We start from the raw sequence: 16,179 nt of genomic DNA on the forward strand, positions 1-16,179 counted from the left end.
ATTACGGAACTGCCGCCACCATACCGACGCTCGATCCGGAACTGGCGCGTCAGCTTGGCCTCCCAACCGAGGAGGACGACGCGGAAGCGCTGGCGCGTCCGCCGCGCAACAAGATGGAGGCGCTCGGCGTCAAGGCCACCGCCGAGGCGCTGGAGAACCTGATCCGCGACGGCCGGCCGGAGTTCAAGGGCGATGGCGGCGAGACCAAGATCTGGACCCCGCACCGGCCGCCCCGCCCGGAGAAATCCGAAGGCGGCGTGCCCTTTGTCATCAAGTCCGAATACGAACCGAAGGGCGACCAGCCAACCGCGATCAAGGAATTGGTCGAGGGCATCAACCGCAACGACCGCACCCAGGTGCTGCTCGGCGTCACCGGCTCGGGCAAGACCTACACCATGGCCAAGGTGATCGAGGCGACGCAGCGCCCGGCCATCATCCTGGCACCGAACAAGACGCTGGCGGCCCAGCTCTATGGCGAGTTCAGGAATTTTTTCCCGGACAACGCGGTCGAGTATTTCGTCAGCTATTACGACTACTACCAGCCCGAAGCCTATGTGCCGCGCACCGACACGTACATCGAAAAGGATTCCTCGATCAACGAGCAGATCGACCGCATGCGGCACTCGGCGACGCGGGCACTGCTCGAGCGCGACGACGTCATCATCGTCGCCTCGGTGTCCTGCATCTACGGTATCGGCTCGGTCGAGACCTATACGGCGATGACGTTTGCGCTGAAGAAGGGCGAGCGCATCGACCAGCGCCAGCTCATCGCCGATCTCGTCGCCCTGCAATACAAGCGCACCCAGGCCGATTTCACCCGCGGCACCTTCCGGGTGCGCGGCGACGTCATCGACATCTTCCCGGCGCACTATGAAGACCGGGCCTGGCGCGTGAACCTGTTCGGCGACACCGTGGACAATATCGAGGAGTTCGATCCGCTCACCGGCCACAAGCAGGACGAGCTCGAATTCATCAAGATCTACGCCAATTCGCACTATGTGACGCCGCGCCCGACGCTGGTGCAGGCGATCAAGTCGATCAAGTCCGAACTGAAGCAGCGGCTCGACCAGCTCCACGACCAGGGCCGCCTGCTGGAAGCGCAGCGGCTGGAGCAGCGCACCACCTTCGACCTCGAGATGATGGAGGCGACCGGAAGCTGCGCCGGCATCGAGAACTATTCGCGCTATCTCACCGGGCGCCGCCCCGGCGAGCCGCCGCCGACGCTGTTCGAATACGTCCCCGACAACGCGCTGGTGTTCGCCGACGAAAGCCATGTCACCGTGCCGCAGATCGGCGGCATGTTCCGCGGCGACTTCCGCCGCAAGGCGACCTTGGCCGAATACGGCTTCCGCCTGCCCTCCTGCATGGACAACCGCCCGCTCCGCTTCGAGGAATGGGACATGATGCGCCCGCAATCGGTCGCGGTGTCGGCGACGCCGAGCGGCTGGGAGCTGAACGAGAGCGGCGGCGTGTTCGTCGAGCAGGTGATCCGCCCGACGGGACTCATTGATCCGCCCGTCAACATCCGACCTGCCCGCACCCAGGTCGACGATCTCGTCGGCGAGGTCCGCGCCACGGCCCAAGCCGGTTATCGCAGCCTGATCACTGTGCTCACAAAACGCATGGCCGAGGACCTCACCGAATATCTGCATGAGCAGGGCATCCGCGTCCGCTACATGCACAGCGATATCGACACCATCGAGCGCATCGAGATCATCCGCGATCTGCGCTTAGGGGCGTTCGACGCGCTGGTCGGCATCAACCTGTTGCGCGAGGGCCTCGACATTCCCGAATGCGCGCTGGTCGCGATCCTCGACGCCGACAAGGAAGGTTTTTTGCGCAGCGAGACCTCGCTGATTCAGACCATCGGCCGCGCCGCGCGCAACGTCGACGGCAAGGTGATCCTCTATGCCGACCAGATGACGGGCTCGATGGAGCGCGCCATCGCGGAAACCAACCGGCGCCGCGAAAAACAGGTCGAGTACAACACCGCCAACGGCATCACGCCGGAGAGCGTGAAGAAGCAGATCGGCGACATCCTCAACTCCGTCTACGAGCGCGACCACGTGCTGGTCGAGGTCGGCGGCCACGACATGACCGACGACATCATCTCGATCGGCCACAATTTTGAGGCCGTGCTCGGCGATCTCGAAACGCGGATGCGCGAAGCGGCCGCGGACCTGAACTTCGAGGAAGCCGCCCGCCTGCGCGACGAGGTCAAGCGCCTGCGCGCCACCGAGCTCGCGGTGGTCGACGATCCCACCGCAAAACAGCGCACGGTGCAGGGCAAGGCCGGCGCCTATGCCGGCACCAAGAAATACGGCGACGCCGCCAATCTGCCGGTCAGCGCCATGAAGAAAAAGACCGTGAGCTCCGCGCTCAAGGCCAGCGGCGGAGGCGGCGGCTCGAAGGTGCACAAGCCGCATCTCGACGAAATGCACGGCCCGGAATCGCTGCCCTACCGCGAGAACCAGAGCCTGCCGGCAAAGCCGTTCGGCAGCACGAGCCGGATCATCCAGCCGACGGATTCACGGCAGTCGGGGCCGGAGTTCGGGCCGGCGCCGAAGTCGACGGGCGGGCAGCCGGGGCACAGGGGTGGGTGGAGGAAGAGGTAGGCAGCGCAGTATCATCTGCGCCAGTCGTGGCTATGGATTCCGGCTCGCCGCTTTGCGGCGCCCCGGAATGACGGGCGGAGAGATCACCCCACGCTCGCCGTCACCACGGCCATCACCGACAGCAGCAGCACGATGGTCACGAGTTGCAGCGAGGCGACCGGCTGGGTGCGCCAGGCGGTGATCTTCTCGGTGAGCGACAAATGGGCCTCGAAGAACTTTGGTTCGTAGACGGTCTTGAAGAAGCCGGGGAAGCTMGGGCCGAAGGTCACCGCGAGCAGCGCGTGGGCGAGCGAGGCGATGGCGACGAAGATGGCGACGCCGGGGTCGCCGACGAGGTCGCGGTTGCCGAACAGCTTGAGCAGCATCGCGGCGGTGGCGAAGGTCGGGAAGCTCTGCAGGGTCGCGGTCAGCGCGAGGCCTTCGAGCGCGTTGCGCAGGCGGGACTTCCTCGCGGCGATCGTGGCGGCCATGGCACGTCTCCCAGATGACATGCGGATGAATTTAGCCGCGGCGGGGGAGGCGTGATGTGAGATGGGTCACGCGGTCCGGCGGCGATTTCACCTCGCCCCGCTTGCGGGGAGAGGTCGATCGCGAAGCGATCGGGTGAGGGGGAGTCTCCGCGAGTCCATCTCTCACCGTCCCCGGGGAGGCTCCCCCTCACCCCAACCCTCTCAGGGCGAGCGAAGCTCGTCGCGCCCCCGCAAGCGGGGCGAGGGAGTGGACCGGTCGCTGCGCGTGGCGTTGCGCGATCGGCCATGCGCGTGGCGCGCCACGCAGTCGAATCCGGCATGAATTCGTGCAGGCGCGCGGTCGCTCAACCCGCAATTGCAGCCATGAACCTGGCATCGCGCTCGCGCGTCATATCGTCTGCAACATCCCTGCGATTTTGCGGATTGCCGCTGCACGGGGCCGCGCGCTAGCGTCGCGCAACGCCACGGGGCCAATGAGGACGGGCGGAATGACAGTCGAGAAGCTCAATCGCCAGCGCGTGCTGCATCTGCTCGACATGTTCGCGCAGAACGATCTCGAGGGCGCTCTCGCCTGCTGCACCGACGACGTCGACTTCCTCACCCACGCCCCGATCGACGTGCTGCCGCACATGGGCCCGTGCCATGGCAAGGCCGAGCTGCGCGAGCTCTGGCGTACGGTGCAGGCGCGCTACGCCGAGACCCGCCACCAGGTGCTGCAGATCGTCGCCGAAGGCGATGGGGTCGCGGCCTATCTGCGCGTGTTCCTCAGGAAGCGCAGCAACGACCGCATCATCCAGGTCGACATGGCCGTGTTCTACAGCCTCCGCGACGGGCAGATCGCGCAGATCCGCGAGATCATCGATTCCTACGATCTGGTGCAGCAGGTGCTGGAACGCGAGATCGGCCCGCTGATCGTGGGCGCGCCGGTGGACGGTGTGTAGCTCTCTCCGGCGTCGTCCTGGCGAAAGCCAGGACCCATTACCCCGAATGCCGGTGTGGCGGTACGCAGCCAACCACCAGCCTGCCCATTGCAGAAGCCGGTGGTTATGGGCCTTCGCCAGGACGACACCGAATGTGAGGCGGGCGCAGTGGAACCGCTCCGCGCGCCGGAACCGGTAAAATACGGGGTTCTATTGCAAATCTCACAAAGCGCGCTCAATTGTGCATTGCAAAAACGTGATTTGCGTTTTGGCCGAAATCGCCTATCTGTTCGTACACTAATGAATTGAACAACCCCGCGGCGCGTACTGTGCATGGGGTTGTTTTTCGTTTTTTTGCAAGCCAGTTTCAGGACGCCCCCAAAATGACAGAGCACAGCCTCTGGCGTTTCTCGCGTGCGTTGCACCGCGCGATCAACGACCGGCAGTTCGAGGATATCGAGGCCCTGATCGACGAGGACGTCGAATGGGCGATCTACGGCCCGATCGACATGTTCCCGTTCCTCGGCGCGCGCCAGGGCAAGGCGGCGGTGCTCGACGTCATCCGCCAGCTCGCCGACAATTTCCATGTTCGCCGCTTCGAGCGCGAGAGCATCATGCTGGGCGTCGATTCCGCCGCCTCGATGCTGCGCTATTCGCTGACCGCGCTGGATTCCGACAAGCCGATTAGCTTGCGGGTCGCGCAGTTCGCCCAGTTCAAGGCCGGCAAGCTCCTCACCATGCGCGTGCTGATCGACACATTCGATCTGGTCGAACAGGCACTCGGCCGCGCCATTCATCTGCCGAAGATGACCGGCGTCGGCTGAGGGGGACACCAACGGGCCCCGCAATTCGGGACCGATGGCTGATGCTCCCGCGACACGCGTTCTGGCCGCCAGCCCCGCCGGGTGCCGTCGTGGAGAAGCTCGTCATCGGGCGCGCGCGTTGCGCGCGGCCCGTTGGTTCATTTTCGAAATAAGGCCAGGCGCCACAATTTCGCAACGATGGTTCCGCATCCTGGGCGCGAACTGGGCTTGCGGGCAGGACGATGGAATTCTCGACAGGTTTTGGCTGGACCAGGCTGCCGGTGCTGGCGGCCGCGTTCATTTTCGGCTCGGTGCTGACCGCCTCGGCGCAGATCATTCCGCCGGCGGCGGCGGTGCCTGACGAAGAGGCCGAGGCGGCGGAGGCGCCCGACGTCAACGATCCCGACGTGCTCAAGGGGATCGACGTCGACAAGCTCGACTGGGGCCAGCTCGCGATCGACGCCGGCACGCTCAACGACATCGTCGCCGCCAAGAAGCGCGCGCAGGCCGCCGCCAAGGACGGCCTGAACTGGTCGTCGAACGCCAATTCGAACGGCTCGGCCGCGGTGGCGGTGAAGCAGTCGGTCTTCTCGTTCTGGGACACGCGGATCGGCGCCGACATGACGGTGGCGAGCGAGCCGCGGACGATGTCCGAGCTGTTGGCGCAGAAGGCCGCCAATGGCGGCAACCTGCCGCAATCCTCCGGCAGCGCCTGGGCGGCCGCGACCGCGCCGGGCGCCGGCTCGATCTGGGACAAGACCGCGGTGGAAGCCCGCGTCGATCCCGGCGCCGAGCAGAGCAAGGTCGGCGCCTCGCTCACCAAGTCGGTGCCGCTGTCGAACGACACTTCGCTGACACTCCAGAACGGCTACAGCGTCAACCAGCAGGGCACCACCGCGCTGCCCGGCGTCGGCGGTCACATCACGCGCAACTACGAGACCGAGCAGTCCGCCAAGGTCACCCTCACCGACACCGGCACCAGCATCACCGCGGGCCAGACGCTGTCGACCACCGACGACAAATGGCTGCGCAAGTTCGGCGCCGAGCAGAAGCTGTTCGACAACGTCACCGTATCCGGCTCGGTCGGCGAGACCTCGCAAGGCGCGATCAACAAGAGCCTGACGGCGGGCTTCAAGAAGAGCTGGTGAATGTCTTTCGCCTCTCCCCGCAAGCGGGGAGAGGCCGGAATTTGCGACAGCAAATTCCGGGTGAGGGGGAGCCTCCGCGAGTCCAACTCTCACCGTCCCCGCGGAGACTCCCCCTCACCCCACCCTCTCCCCGCAAGCGGGGCGAGGGAGACGAACACCGACCGTGCCGCAATCATTCGCCGCGACGGCGTTCACACTCTCCTAACCATACGCCACGGCAAAGCCCCCGAATCGTCCGCCCTTGCCGTATCTCGGCCAAGTTGCGGTCAAAATCCGACGCCCTAGTCGGGTTGCCGAATTCGTCGTGCGGGGGACACTCGCGCTGCGCTCAACGCGAACAGGGGAACACCGATGAACGCCATTCGTCCGGAAAAGGTTGAAGCAACCGAGACCGAAACCGTCGACAACAACCTCGCCGCAGTGACCGAGGTTGAAGCCGGCATCCGCGATTTCGTGCGCAACGACATCGCCTATCTGCGCCGTCCGGCGTCGGGCGCCGCCGAGCCGGCGCTCGATCCGAGCGCGGAAGCCACCGTCACCAACGTCAATTCGCTGATTCAGCGCGTCGCCGGCACCTCGCTCGCCGAGATCGAGAATCTGATCTCGGAGCTCGAGAGCCTGCGCGACCTGCTGCATGCCGAAGGCCAGCGCGTCCAGCGCGAGATCTCCGGCTATGCCCAGCTCAGCCAGGCCGCGATGAAGTCGACCCGCATGATCGCCGACAACGTCGCGCAGTGGAAGCGCGCCGCCGACGGCCTGCGCAACAGCTGATCGCAAGTCCTACGCATCACCGGCCGCCGCGTTCCCGGAAGGGAGCGCGGCGGTTTTGATTTCGGAGGTGCGAGGGTGTGCACGCAGGCTCCTCAATACAGGTGTCATCACCCGCGGGCGGGTGATCCAGTATTCCGAGACGGTAGATTGAATCGATAGGCCGCGGCGTGCTGGATGCCCCGCCTTCGCGGGGCATGACGGCGGAGGGGGCGGCTTGCGGCCCGCAAGTATGTCGGCCGGCATACACCGCTTTGAACCCTCCGCCCCTTCCCGGCGACCAATGCCAAGCGCCCGTGCCGCCTACGGCCGGGCCCGGGGACATGTCATATGGAAAGCATTCGGCCCGACAACACGGACCCCATACCGCTGCGGCCTGCGCCGAACCAGTTCGGCACGATCATGCTGCGCTTCGTCGGATTGTTGGCTGTCGCGATCGCGGTGCTGGCGCTGGTCTATAGCCGCTGAGCGGAGGCCGGGACGCCGGCCCGAAGGGTTAACGCACTCTTAACGGCTCGCGTCGACCGTCGAGGCTTCCAGGGTGTAGGCGCCGTCGGCATAGCCCTTCACCACCATGCCGGCGACCAGCATCACTGCCAGCGTCGCGGTAGCGAAGATAAATCCAACCAGCTTGAGTGCGCCGCGGTCTGCCATGGTCCTCGTCCCCTGTACTCTGCCCTATTGGTTCRAATAGACAGCGACAGGTTCATAATTGGTTAGCAACTCGGTGGTTCCGCCAACTGCTTCGCAGGGCCACCATCTCGCGGAGGCTTATGGCAGCCACCCGGAATCGCGTCCATAGCGCGCGGGCAACAGTTCCGCGGTTTCTCTTCTCCCTCTCCCCGTTCTTACGGGGCCGCGACGAGCTTCGCTCGCGCTGAGAGGGTTGGGGTGAGGGGCTTCTCTCCACGCGTGAGGTCCATCGAGGGACCTGTACCCCCTCACCCGAATTCGATCTGCGATCGAATTCGACCTCTCCCCGCAAGCGGGGAGAGGTTAAGACAGAGCGGCCGCCTCGATAGATTCTAAATTACGCGCCCTTCGCTCGCATCGGCACGAACGCGGTGGCGGTGATGGAATAGACCTGCTCGCCGCGCTGGTTGGTGCCGGTGGTGCGGGCCGTCAAGATGCCCCAGCCGGGGCGCGAGCCGGAGGTGCGCTTGTCGACGACCTCGTTGACGAAGCTGACGCTGTCGCCGGCGAGCACCGGCTTGAGCCAGCGCAGGTCGCGAAAGCCCGGCGATGGCCCCCACACCGCGACCTCCTCGCCGCGCGAAGCGGCCTCACGCGCCAGACGCTGGCCATCCGCGACAAGCAGACTCATGCAGGCCGAGCCGACATGCCAGCCCGAGGCGGCGAGCCCGCCGAACAGCGAGTTCTTGCCCTCCTCCTCGTCGAGGTGAAAACGCTGCGGATCGAATTTCGCGGCGAACGTCTTGATGGACTCGGCCGTGAAAATGTAGGCGCCGATCTCGCGGCGATGGCCGATCTCGATCTCCTCGAAGAACCGCATCAGACCGCCCCCTCGCGCCGCTTGATCAGGATCGGCGAGGTCATCTCGCACAGCGCCTCGCCCGTGGCGTTGCGCACGGTGCATTTGAACTTGACGATGCCGAGCTCGGGCCGGCTCTTCGAGCTGCGCGCCTCCATGACGTCGACGTCGAGCATGAGGTCGTCGCCGGGCCTGAGCGGCGACAGCCAGCGCACCTCATCGACGCCGGGAGACCCCAGCGATGCGGCGCGGGCAATAAAGCCGTCGGCCATCATCCGCATCATCAGCGAACAGAGATGCCAGCCCGAGCCGGACAGGCCGCGCAGCATGCTCTTGGCCGCCGCCGCTTCGTCCAGGTGCATCGGCTGCGGATCGAACTCGGCGGCGAAAGCCAAAATCTCGTCGCGGCTGACATGGCGCGGGCCGAACGTTCCGAACCGGCCGGGTGGGAAATCTTCGAAGGTCAGGGTCATCTTGGGATAGCTTTGCGGGAATGACAGATTGTGGCCGCACTTTGCGGCAATCTCAACCCGCCGGCCCGCATGGCTCGTGCTACATTCGACGAGTCGGGCCGGACCTGCCTCAAGTCGATTGACGTGGCTGGAGGCCCGATTTGCCCGGGGGAGAGCAATGTTTTCATTCAGCGATCTGTTTCAGTGGGACCGCTTCATCACGCCGACGATCATCAAGACCTTCTACTGGCTGGTAATCGGCGTGATCTGCCTGTTCGGACTCTCCGGCATCTTCGCAGGCCTGACCACGATGGCGATCAGCCCGTTCGGCGGCTTCCTGGTGGTGCTGGAGTCTATCGCCGGCGTCGTCGTCGGCATCGTGTTCTCGCGCATCGCCGCCGAACTGATCCTGATCATCTTCCGCATCAACGAGCATCTCGGCGCGATCCGGGACCAGGGCGGGGCGCGGTAACGGCGTCATTCCGGGGCGCGCAAAGCGCGAACCCGGAATCTCGAGATTCCGGGTCTGGTCCTTCGGACCATCCCGGAATGACGGTGTGTGGAGCTTACGTATTAAACCGGAAATGCATCACGTCGCCGTCGGCGACGGTGTACTCCTTGCCTTCGAGCCGCAGCTTGCCGGCGTCGCGGGCGCCGGCTTCGCCGTTCAGCGCGACGTAGTCGTCATAGGCAATGGTCTCGGCGCGGATAAAACCCTTCTCGAAATCGGTGTGGATCACACCGGCCGCGCCCGGCGCCTTGGTGCCGCGATGGATGGTCCAGGCACGCGCTTCCTTCGGCCCCACCGTGAAATAGGTGATGAGTTCGAGCAGCCGGTAGCCGGCACGGATCAGGCGATCGAGGCCGGCCTCTTCGAGGCCGAGCGTCTCCAGGAAGTCGGTGCGCTCCTCACGCGAGATCGTCGCGATCTCGGATTCGATCTTGGCCGAGATGACGACGGCAACCGCGCCTTCTTTCGCCGCCTGCTCCTCGACGGCCCTGGAGAAGGCGTTGCCGGTGGCGGCMGAGCCTTCCTCGACGTTGCAGACATAGAGCACGGGCTTCGACGACAGCAGGCCGAGCATCCCGAAGGTGCGCTCCTCCTCGGCCTTGCGCTCGACGAGGCGCGCGGGCTTGCCCTCGCGGAGCAGAACCAGCGTGCGGTTGACGAGGTCGAGCTGCTCCTTGGCGTCCTTGTCGTTGCCCTTGGCCTTCTTCGTGAGGTTGTCGACGCGCTTCTCGAGGCTGTCGAGGTCGGCGAGCATCAGTTCGGTCTCGATGGTCTCGATGTCGGCGAGCGGCGCGATCTTGCCCTCGACATGGGTGATGTCGGAGTCTTCGAAGCAGCGCACGACATGCACGATGGCATCGACCTCGCGGATGTTGGCGAGGAACTGGTTGCCGAGACCCTCACCCTTGGAGGCGCCGCGCACGAGGCCCGCGATGTCGACGAAGGTCAGCCGGGTCGGGATGATCTGCGCCGATTTGGCGATCGCCGTGAGCTTCTCCAGCCGCGGATCCGGCACCGCGACCTCGCCGACATTCGGCTCGATGGTGCAGAACGGATAGTTCGCGGCTTGCGCCGCGGCCGTTTCTGTCAGCGCATTGAACAAGGTCGACTTGCCGACATTGGGCAACCCGACAATCCCGCATTTGAATCCCATCGTGTCCTCGTAGGGTGGGTTAGCGAAGCGTAACCCACCAATTTCCTTGTGACATGGTGGGTTACGCCTTCGGCTAACCCACCCTACGCATTCATCCTCGTCGAAGCGATGGATGGCCGGGTCAAGCCCGGCCATGACGGAGAGAGATCAGTTCGATTTCTCGCCGTTCTCGTCCTTGGTCAAAAATCCCTTCGCCTGCATGGCGAGATGCACCCTGTTGGCGAAGGTCGCGTCGGTGCCCTTGGCCAGCAGTGCGGCGTGCTCGGCGACCTCGTCGCACAGCGTCGCCACCCATTCGTTGTCGGCCTTGGCGAAGTCCGACAGCACATGGCCGTGCACCATTTCCTTGACGCCGGGATGACCGATGCCGAGCCGCACCCGGCGGTACTCGTTGCCGATATGCGCGGAGATCGAGCGCAGGCCGTTATGGCCGGCGATGCCGCCGCCGATCTTCACACGCACCTTGCCCGGCGGCAGTTCGAGCTCGTCATGGAACACGGTGACGTCRCCGGGCGCGATCTTGAAGAAGCCTGCCGCCTCCTGAACGCTGCGGCCGGAATCGTTCATATAGGTCGTCGGCTTGAGCAGGATGACGCGCTCGGTGCCGAGCGCGCCTTCCGAGGTCTCGCCCTGAAACCTGCGGCGCCATGGTGCAAAACCATGACGCCGCGCAATCTCGTCGACGGCCATGAAGCCGATATTGTGCCGATTACGTGCGTATTTCGCGCCGGGATTGCCGAGCCCAACAAAGAGTCGCATGACGCGGCGCGCCCCTCGCTCGGCGCGCGGTCAGGGACCGCGCGCCGGCTGTGAGAGATTACTTCTTCTTGTCGCCGCCGGCGGGAGCCTTGGCAGCCGCCGCAGGAGCAGCAGCACCAGCAGCCGGAGCCGCACCAGCCGCCGGAGCAGCAGCGCCCGCAGCCGGAGCCGCACCACCGGCCGCGGCCGCAGCCGCCGCCTTCTGCTCTTCGGCGTAGCCGGACGGCGGCACGATGGTGACGAGGGTCGCGTCCTCGCGCGTCATCGCCTTCACGCCAGCCGGCAGCTTGATGTCCGACAGATGCAGCGAGTAACCGATTTCGAGCGCGCCGACGTCGGCCTCGAGGAACTGCGGGATGTTCTCGACCGAGCACTCGAGGTCGATCGCGTGGGCGACGATGTTGACGGTGCCGCCGCGCTTCACGCCCGGGGAGGTTTCCGCCTTCACGATGTGCAGGGGCACGCTGATGCGGATGGTGGCGCCTTCGCCCAGGCGCATGAAGTCGACATGGATCGGGAAATCCTTGACCGGATCGAGGTGGAAGTCGCGCGGAATCACGCGGTGCTTCTTGCCCTCGAGATCGATGTCCACCAGCGTGGTCAGGAACCGGCCGGCGAGGATGCGCTGGCGCAGTTCACGATCTGCAATCGAGATCGTCAGCGGGGGCTGGTTGTTGCCATAGATCACTCCGGGCACTCTCCCGGCGCGACGCTCAGCCCGGGCGGCCCCCTTGCCGCTCTTCGGACGTGCGGTCGCCTTCAATTCCTTGACGGTCGCCATAGTCGTAAGTCCTTGTTTTTGCAAAAGTTAATGGGCCGCAAGGCGGCCCATGGTGCAGTTCACAGCAAGCCTCCAGGGGTGCGGGGGCCGCGAACTTGGCGGGCTTTTACCCGGAAGATGCGGAAATGACAAGGAGAATGGGCGGCCGGGCGGGAACGGGTAGCCCGGATGGAGCGCAGCGTAATCCGGGTTCAGTGCCAGCGGAACCACCCCGGATTGCGCTGCGCTCGATCCGGGCTACGGGACCGTCGTTACCCGCCGAGCTTCGCCTCCAGCGCCGCAATCCGCGTCTTCAGCGCCTCGTTCTCCTCACGCGCCAGGCGCGCCATGTCCTTGACCGCCTCGAACTCCTCGCGCTTGACCAGATCCATGTCGCGCAGGAATTTTTCGGCCTGGGTGCGCAACACGGTGTCGAACTCGCGCTTGACGCCCTGGGCGGCGCCGGCGGCATCGTTCATCAGGCGGCCGATCTCGTCGAAAAACCGGTTGCTGGTCTGGGTCATTTCGGTCTCCTGGCGGCCTTCGATAAACTTTGCGCGAACTCTCGGAAACACAATGGCAATCCGAGCAGGCCGGTTCAAGGGCCGCGCGGCGGTATCCTTGTCATGCCCCGGTTTCCTTGCAATCGTATTCAACGTCCCGGCATAACAAGAATCACAAGGCGGAACGCAACACATGATCGACCAGCAGATCGCAATCCCCACCAAGGACGGCCACACCGCAACCTTCATCACCCATCCCGAGCGCGGCGGCCCGTTCCCGGTGATCCTGTTCTACATGGATGCGCCCGCGATCCGCGAGGAGCTGCGTGACATGGCGCGCCGGCTCGCGACGTCGGGCTATTACGTGATGCTGCCGAACCTGTATTACCGCTGCGGCGTGATGGAGCTCGGGGCGCTGCCGGCCGATCCGAACGCGCCGGAGCGCAAGCGCATGTTCCAGTTCATGGCCTCGCTCAGCATTCCCATGATCATGGACGATACCAGGGCGCTGCTCACCTATGCCGAGGGCCAGGCGGCCGCGAACACCAAGCTGATCGGCACGGTCGGCTACTGCATGAGCGGCCGCTACGCCATCAATGCCGCCACGCATTTTCCCGACAGCGTCAAGGCCGCCGCCTCGGTCTACGGCACGCAGCTTGCGACCGACCAGGACGACAGCGCGCATCTCGCCGCCGGCAAGACCAGGGCCGAGCTCTATTTCGCCTGTGCCGAGACCGACATCTATGCTCCGGCCGAGATCATCGAGAAGGTCAAGCAGGGCATGAGCGGCGCCACCAAGGCCGAGGTCGAGATCTATCCCGGCACCCATCACGGCTTCGCCTTCCCCAAGCGCCCGGTCTATGACCGCGACGCCGCCGAGCGGCACTGGGAGCGGCTGCTCGCACTCTATCGCCGCAATCTCGTCTAACCTTTCGAAGGCGCAATGCTCTTCCTGCTCATCGACTTTCCCGCCTTCAAGCCGATCGCGATCGAGATCGGGCCGTTCGCCATTCGCTGGTACGCGCTCGCCTATATCGGCGGCATCGTGCTCGGCTGGCTCTATGCCCGATCGCTTTTGAAGAACGAGCGCCTGTGGGGCGGGCCYGCGCCGATCTCGCTGCTCCAGATCGACGATTTCATCCTCTGGGTCACGCTCGGCATCATCCTGGGCGGCCGCAGCGGCTATGTGCTGTTCTACAACCTGCCCTTCTTCATCGAGCACCCCGCCGCGATCTTCAAATTGTGGGAAGGCGGCATGTCGTTCCATGGCGGCTTCCTCGGCTGCGTCGTCGCGGTGATGTGGTTTGCCCGCCGCAACGGCATCCCGATCCTGTCGCTCGGTGACATCACCACGGCGGTCGGGCCGATCGGGCTCCTGCTGGGACGGATCGCCAATTTCATCAACGGCGAATTGTGGGGCCGCGCCACCGATCCGGAGCTGCCCTGGGCGATGATCTTCCCCAACGATCCGACGCAGCTGCCGCGCCATCCGAGCCAGCTTTACGAAGCCGGCATGGAGGGCATCGTGCTGTTCACGGTGCTGGCGGTGATGATCCGCCTCGGTGCCTTGAAGCGGCCGGGACTGATCCTCGGCAGCTTCATCCTGATCTACGGCCTGACCCGGATCATCGGCGAGCATTTCCGCGAGCCGGACGTCCAGCTCGGCTTCCTCTGGGGCGGATTAACCATGGGCATGCTGTTGTCGATCCCGATGCTTATTGTAGGCCTCGTACTTATTGTATTGGCAATGCGGCGCGGTGCGCCGAAGCCCGTCGAGGCTGTTCGTTAATTCATTTCGAGAAGGCAGGCCGTGACCGACTCGCCGCTGTTGAACGAGATCAAGGCGCTGATCAAATCCTCGGGCCCCATGCCGGTCTGGCGGTACATGGAGCTGTGCCTGATGCATCCGCGCTATGGCTATTACGTCTCGCGCGATCCCCTGGGCCGTGAGGGCGACTTCACCACCGCGCCCGAGGTCAGCCAGATGTTCGGCGAGCTGCTCGGCCTGTGGACCGCGTCGGTATGGAAGCAGATGGGCTCGCCGCAGTTCCTGCGGCTGATCGAGCTCGGCCCCGGCCGCGGCACCATGATGTCGGATGCGCTGCGCGCATTGCGCGTGCTGCCGCCGCTCTACCAGGCGCTTCATATCCACATGGTCGAGGTCAATCCGGTGCTGCGCGAGCGGCAGAACGCCACGCTGTCGGGCGTGCGCAACATCGCCTGGCACGACAGCATCGACGAGGTGCCGGAAGGCCCGAGCATCATCCTCGCCAACGAATATTTCGACGTGCTGCCGATCCACCAGATGGTCAGGCGCGAGAACGGCTGGCACGAGCGCGTGATCGAGGTCGATCCCAACGGCAAGCTCGAGTTCGGCGCGGCTTCCGAGCCGACGCCGCGCTTCGAGGTGCTGCTGCCGCCTCTGGTGCGCGCGGCGCCGGTCGGGGCCGTGTTCGAATGGCGGCCCGATTCCGAGATCATGAAGCTTGCCACGCGCGTGCGCGACCAGGACGGCGCGGCGCTGATCATCGATTACGGCCATCTGCGCAGCGATGCCGGCGACACATTCCAGGCGATCGCGCGCCACACCTTCGCCGATCCGCTGAAGGCGCCGGGCCAGGCCGATGTCACCGCCCATGTCGACTTCCAGGCGCTGACGCGCGCGGCGGAGGATGTGGGCGCCCGCGTGCACGGTCCGGTCACGCAGGGCGATTTCCTCAAGCGCATCGGCATCGACACCCGCGCGGCCGCGCTGATGCAGAAGGCGACGCCCGAGGTCGCCACCGACATCTCGGTGGCGCTGAAGCGCCTGACCGATACCGGGCGCAGCGGCATGGGCTCGATGTTCAAGGTGATCGGCATCTCCGAACCGCGGCTGACCGGAATGGCCGGCCTCAGCGATCTCGAACAGGCTGGAGAGGCCTCATGACTCTTGCTTCGTCGCTGTTGTCGGCGGTGCCCGGTTTGCGCCATTCCTTCTTCACCCGCGAAGGTGGTGTCTCCGGCGGCATCTATACGGCGCTCAACGGCGGGCTCGGCTCCAACGACGATCCGGCCCATGTCGCAGAAAACCGCCGCCGCATGGCGGAGCATGTCGGCGTCGCGCCGGAGCGCTTCATCAGCCTGCACCAGATCCACTCGCCCGACGTGCTCGTCGCCGAAACGCCATGGCCGAGCGGACCGCGGCCGAAGGGCGATGCGCTGGTCACCAAAACGCCCGGCATCGCGCTCGGTGTCTCCACCGCCGATTGCGGCCCGGTGCTGTTCGTCGATCCCGACGCGCGCGTCATCGGCGGCGCGCATGCCGGCTGGAAGGGCGCGCTGACCGGCGTGCTGGAGCAGACGATATCGGCGATGGAGAAGCTCGGCGCCACACGCAGCGGCATCATCGCGGCGATCGGCCCACTGATCCGCCAGGACAGCTACGAGGTCGGCAACGAGTTCGTGGCGCGCTTCATCGAGGCGGATGCGGACAACGCGGTCTTCTTCATTCCGTCGGTGCGCGAAGGCCACGCCATGTTCGATCTCGCAGGCTTCATCCGGATGCGGCTGGAGGCGGCCGGCATTCTGATGATCGACGACCTCGGTCTCGACACCTATGCCGACGAGCGCTTCTTCAGCTATCGCCGCTCCGTGCATCGCAAGGAGCCGGATTACGGCCGGCACATTCACGCGATCGCGCTCGAAGCGTGAACACAAGAGCAACATTAACAATCGTCATTCCGGGGCTCGCGAAGCGAGAACCCGGAATCTCGAGATTCCGGGTTCGATGCTTGCGCAACGCCCCGGAATGACGGTGATCTATGTCGCCCCTGCCCTAGACGT

19 protein-coding genes are annotated in these 16,179 nt (G+C 65.2%); 11 read left to right on the forward strand and 8 right to left on the reverse strand.

The window, feature by feature from the left end:
• Positions 1 to 2,615 (forward strand): excinuclease ABC subunit UvrB (gene uvrB, locus ACXJL8_RS02335; protein WP_456684571.1); only part of this gene is annotated, 2,615 nt, incomplete at its 5' end.
• Positions 2,616 to 2,698: 83 nt separating this feature from the next.
• On the opposite strand, the gene ACXJL8_RS02340 is transcribed toward uvrB, so the two are convergent.
• A complete protein-coding gene (locus ACXJL8_RS02340; protein WP_456623433.1) occupies positions 2,699 to 3,085 on the reverse strand; it encodes a hypothetical protein in 387 nt (128 codons plus the stop codon).
• Positions 3,086 to 3,573: 488 nt separating this feature from the next.
• On the opposite strand from ACXJL8_RS02340, the gene ACXJL8_RS02345 reads away from it, so the two are divergent.
• The 5 genes from ACXJL8_RS02345 (at position 3,574) to ACXJL8_RS02365 (ending at position 7,192) form a co-directional block, all read left to right on the forward strand.
• On the forward strand, positions 3,574 to 4,026 hold the full coding sequence (locus tag ACXJL8_RS02345; RefSeq protein ID WP_456623434.1) for a nuclear transport factor 2 family protein: 453 nt from the start codon (positions 3,574 to 3,576) through the stop codon (positions 4,024 to 4,026).
• A gap of 362 nt (positions 4,027 to 4,388) precedes the next feature.
• On the forward strand, positions 4,389 to 4,829 hold the full coding sequence (locus tag ACXJL8_RS02350; RefSeq protein ID WP_456623435.1) for a nuclear transport factor 2 family protein: 441 nt from the start codon (positions 4,389 to 4,391) through the stop codon (positions 4,827 to 4,829).
• A gap of 221 nt (positions 4,830 to 5,050) precedes the next feature.
• Positions 5,051 to 5,956, forward strand: a complete 906-nt coding sequence (locus ACXJL8_RS02355) for a hypothetical protein (protein WP_456623436.1) — start codon at positions 5,051 to 5,053, stop codon at positions 5,954 to 5,956.
• A gap of 351 nt (positions 5,957 to 6,307) precedes the next feature.
• Positions 6,308 to 6,727, forward strand: a complete 420-nt coding sequence (locus ACXJL8_RS02360; protein ID WP_456623437.1) for a hypothetical protein — start codon at positions 6,308 to 6,310, stop codon at positions 6,725 to 6,727.
• Positions 6,728 to 7,054: 327 nt separating this feature from the next.
• A complete protein-coding gene (locus ACXJL8_RS02365) occupies positions 7,055 to 7,192 on the forward strand; it encodes a hypothetical protein (RefSeq protein ID WP_247986264.1) in 138 nt (45 codons plus the stop codon).
• Positions 7,193 to 7,231: 39 nt separating this feature from the next.
• On the opposite strand, the gene ACXJL8_RS02370 is transcribed toward ACXJL8_RS02365, so the two are convergent.
• From ACXJL8_RS02370 to ACXJL8_RS02380, 3 genes are all read right to left on the reverse strand, one after another.
• A complete protein-coding gene (locus ACXJL8_RS02370; RefSeq protein ID WP_164938884.1) occupies positions 7,232 to 7,378 on the reverse strand; it encodes a hypothetical protein in 147 nt (48 codons plus the stop codon).
• Between the two features lie 376 nt (positions 7,379 to 7,754).
• A complete protein-coding gene (locus ACXJL8_RS02375; RefSeq protein ID WP_456623350.1) occupies positions 7,755 to 8,237 on the reverse strand; it encodes a MaoC family dehydratase in 483 nt (160 codons plus the stop codon).
• Positions 8,237 to 8,689 carry a MaoC family dehydratase gene (locus ACXJL8_RS02380; protein WP_456623351.1) on the reverse strand — a complete coding sequence of 151 codons (453 nt, stop codon included), beginning with the start codon at positions 8,687 to 8,689 and terminating at the stop codon, positions 8,237 to 8,239. The genes ACXJL8_RS02375 and ACXJL8_RS02380 overlap by 1 nt, the downstream gene beginning before the upstream one ends.
• A gap of 157 nt (positions 8,690 to 8,846) precedes the next feature.
• On the opposite strand from ACXJL8_RS02380, the gene ACXJL8_RS02385 reads away from it, so the two are divergent.
• Positions 8,847 to 9,140: a DUF4282 domain-containing protein gene (locus ACXJL8_RS02385; protein WP_456623352.1), complete on the forward strand. Its 294-nt coding sequence runs from the start codon at positions 8,847 to 8,849 to the stop codon at positions 9,138 to 9,140.
• A 94-nt stretch (positions 9,141 to 9,234) separates the two neighbouring features.
• On the opposite strand, the gene ychF is transcribed toward ACXJL8_RS02385, so the two are convergent.
• The 4 genes from ychF to ACXJL8_RS02405 form a co-directional block, all read right to left on the reverse strand.
• Positions 9,235 to 10,332, reverse strand: coding sequence for a redox-regulated ATPase YchF (gene ychF / locus ACXJL8_RS02390; RefSeq protein WP_456623353.1), 1,098 nt, complete (start codon positions 10,330 to 10,332; stop codon positions 9,235 to 9,237).
• A gap of 147 nt (positions 10,333 to 10,479) precedes the next feature.
• The gene (gene pth, locus ACXJL8_RS02395) at positions 10,480 to 11,091 is read right to left on the reverse strand and encodes an aminoacyl-tRNA hydrolase (RefSeq protein WP_456623354.1); all 612 of its coding nucleotides are present in this window, start codon (positions 11,089 to 11,091) and stop codon (positions 10,480 to 10,482) included.
• Between the two features lie 58 nt (positions 11,092 to 11,149).
• The gene (locus ACXJL8_RS02400; RefSeq protein WP_456623355.1) at positions 11,150 to 11,872 is read right to left on the reverse strand and encodes a 50S ribosomal protein L25/general stress protein Ctc; all 723 of its coding nucleotides are present in this window, start codon (positions 11,870 to 11,872) and stop codon (positions 11,150 to 11,152) included.
• A gap of 251 nt (positions 11,873 to 12,123) precedes the next feature.
• The gene (locus tag ACXJL8_RS02405) at positions 12,124 to 12,375 is read right to left on the reverse strand and encodes an accessory factor UbiK family protein (RefSeq protein WP_456623356.1); all 252 of its coding nucleotides are present in this window, start codon (positions 12,373 to 12,375) and stop codon (positions 12,124 to 12,126) included.
• A 172-nt stretch (positions 12,376 to 12,547) separates the two neighbouring features.
• Here ACXJL8_RS02405 and ACXJL8_RS02410 point away from each other — a divergent pair, with 172 nt between their 5' ends.
• Genes ACXJL8_RS02410 through pgeF form a run of 4 tightly spaced genes read left to right on the forward strand, consistent with a single transcriptional unit; the run spans position 12,548 to position 16,047 of the window.
• Positions 12,548 to 13,282, forward strand: coding sequence for a dienelactone hydrolase family protein (locus ACXJL8_RS02410; protein WP_456623357.1), 735 nt, complete (start codon positions 12,548 to 12,550; stop codon positions 13,280 to 13,282).
• A gap of 15 nt (positions 13,283 to 13,297) precedes the next feature.
• Positions 13,298 to 14,143, forward strand: a complete 846-nt coding sequence (gene lgt, locus ACXJL8_RS02415) for a prolipoprotein diacylglyceryl transferase (RefSeq protein ID WP_456623358.1) — start codon at positions 13,298 to 13,300, stop codon at positions 14,141 to 14,143.
• 21 nt (positions 14,144 to 14,164) lie between these two features.
• Positions 14,165 to 15,283, forward strand: a complete 1,119-nt coding sequence (locus ACXJL8_RS02420; protein WP_456623359.1) for a class I SAM-dependent methyltransferase — start codon at positions 14,165 to 14,167, stop codon at positions 15,281 to 15,283.
• The gene (gene pgeF, locus ACXJL8_RS02425) at positions 15,280 to 16,047 is read left to right on the forward strand and encodes a peptidoglycan editing factor PgeF (RefSeq protein ID WP_456623360.1); all 768 of its coding nucleotides are present in this window, start codon (positions 15,280 to 15,282) and stop codon (positions 16,045 to 16,047) included. The genes ACXJL8_RS02420 and pgeF overlap by 4 nt, the downstream gene beginning before the upstream one ends.
• Positions 16,048 to 16,179: the final 132 nt, after the last annotated feature.

The sequence above is a fragment of the Bradyrhizobium sp. P5_C11_2 genome (assembly GCF_054049755.1).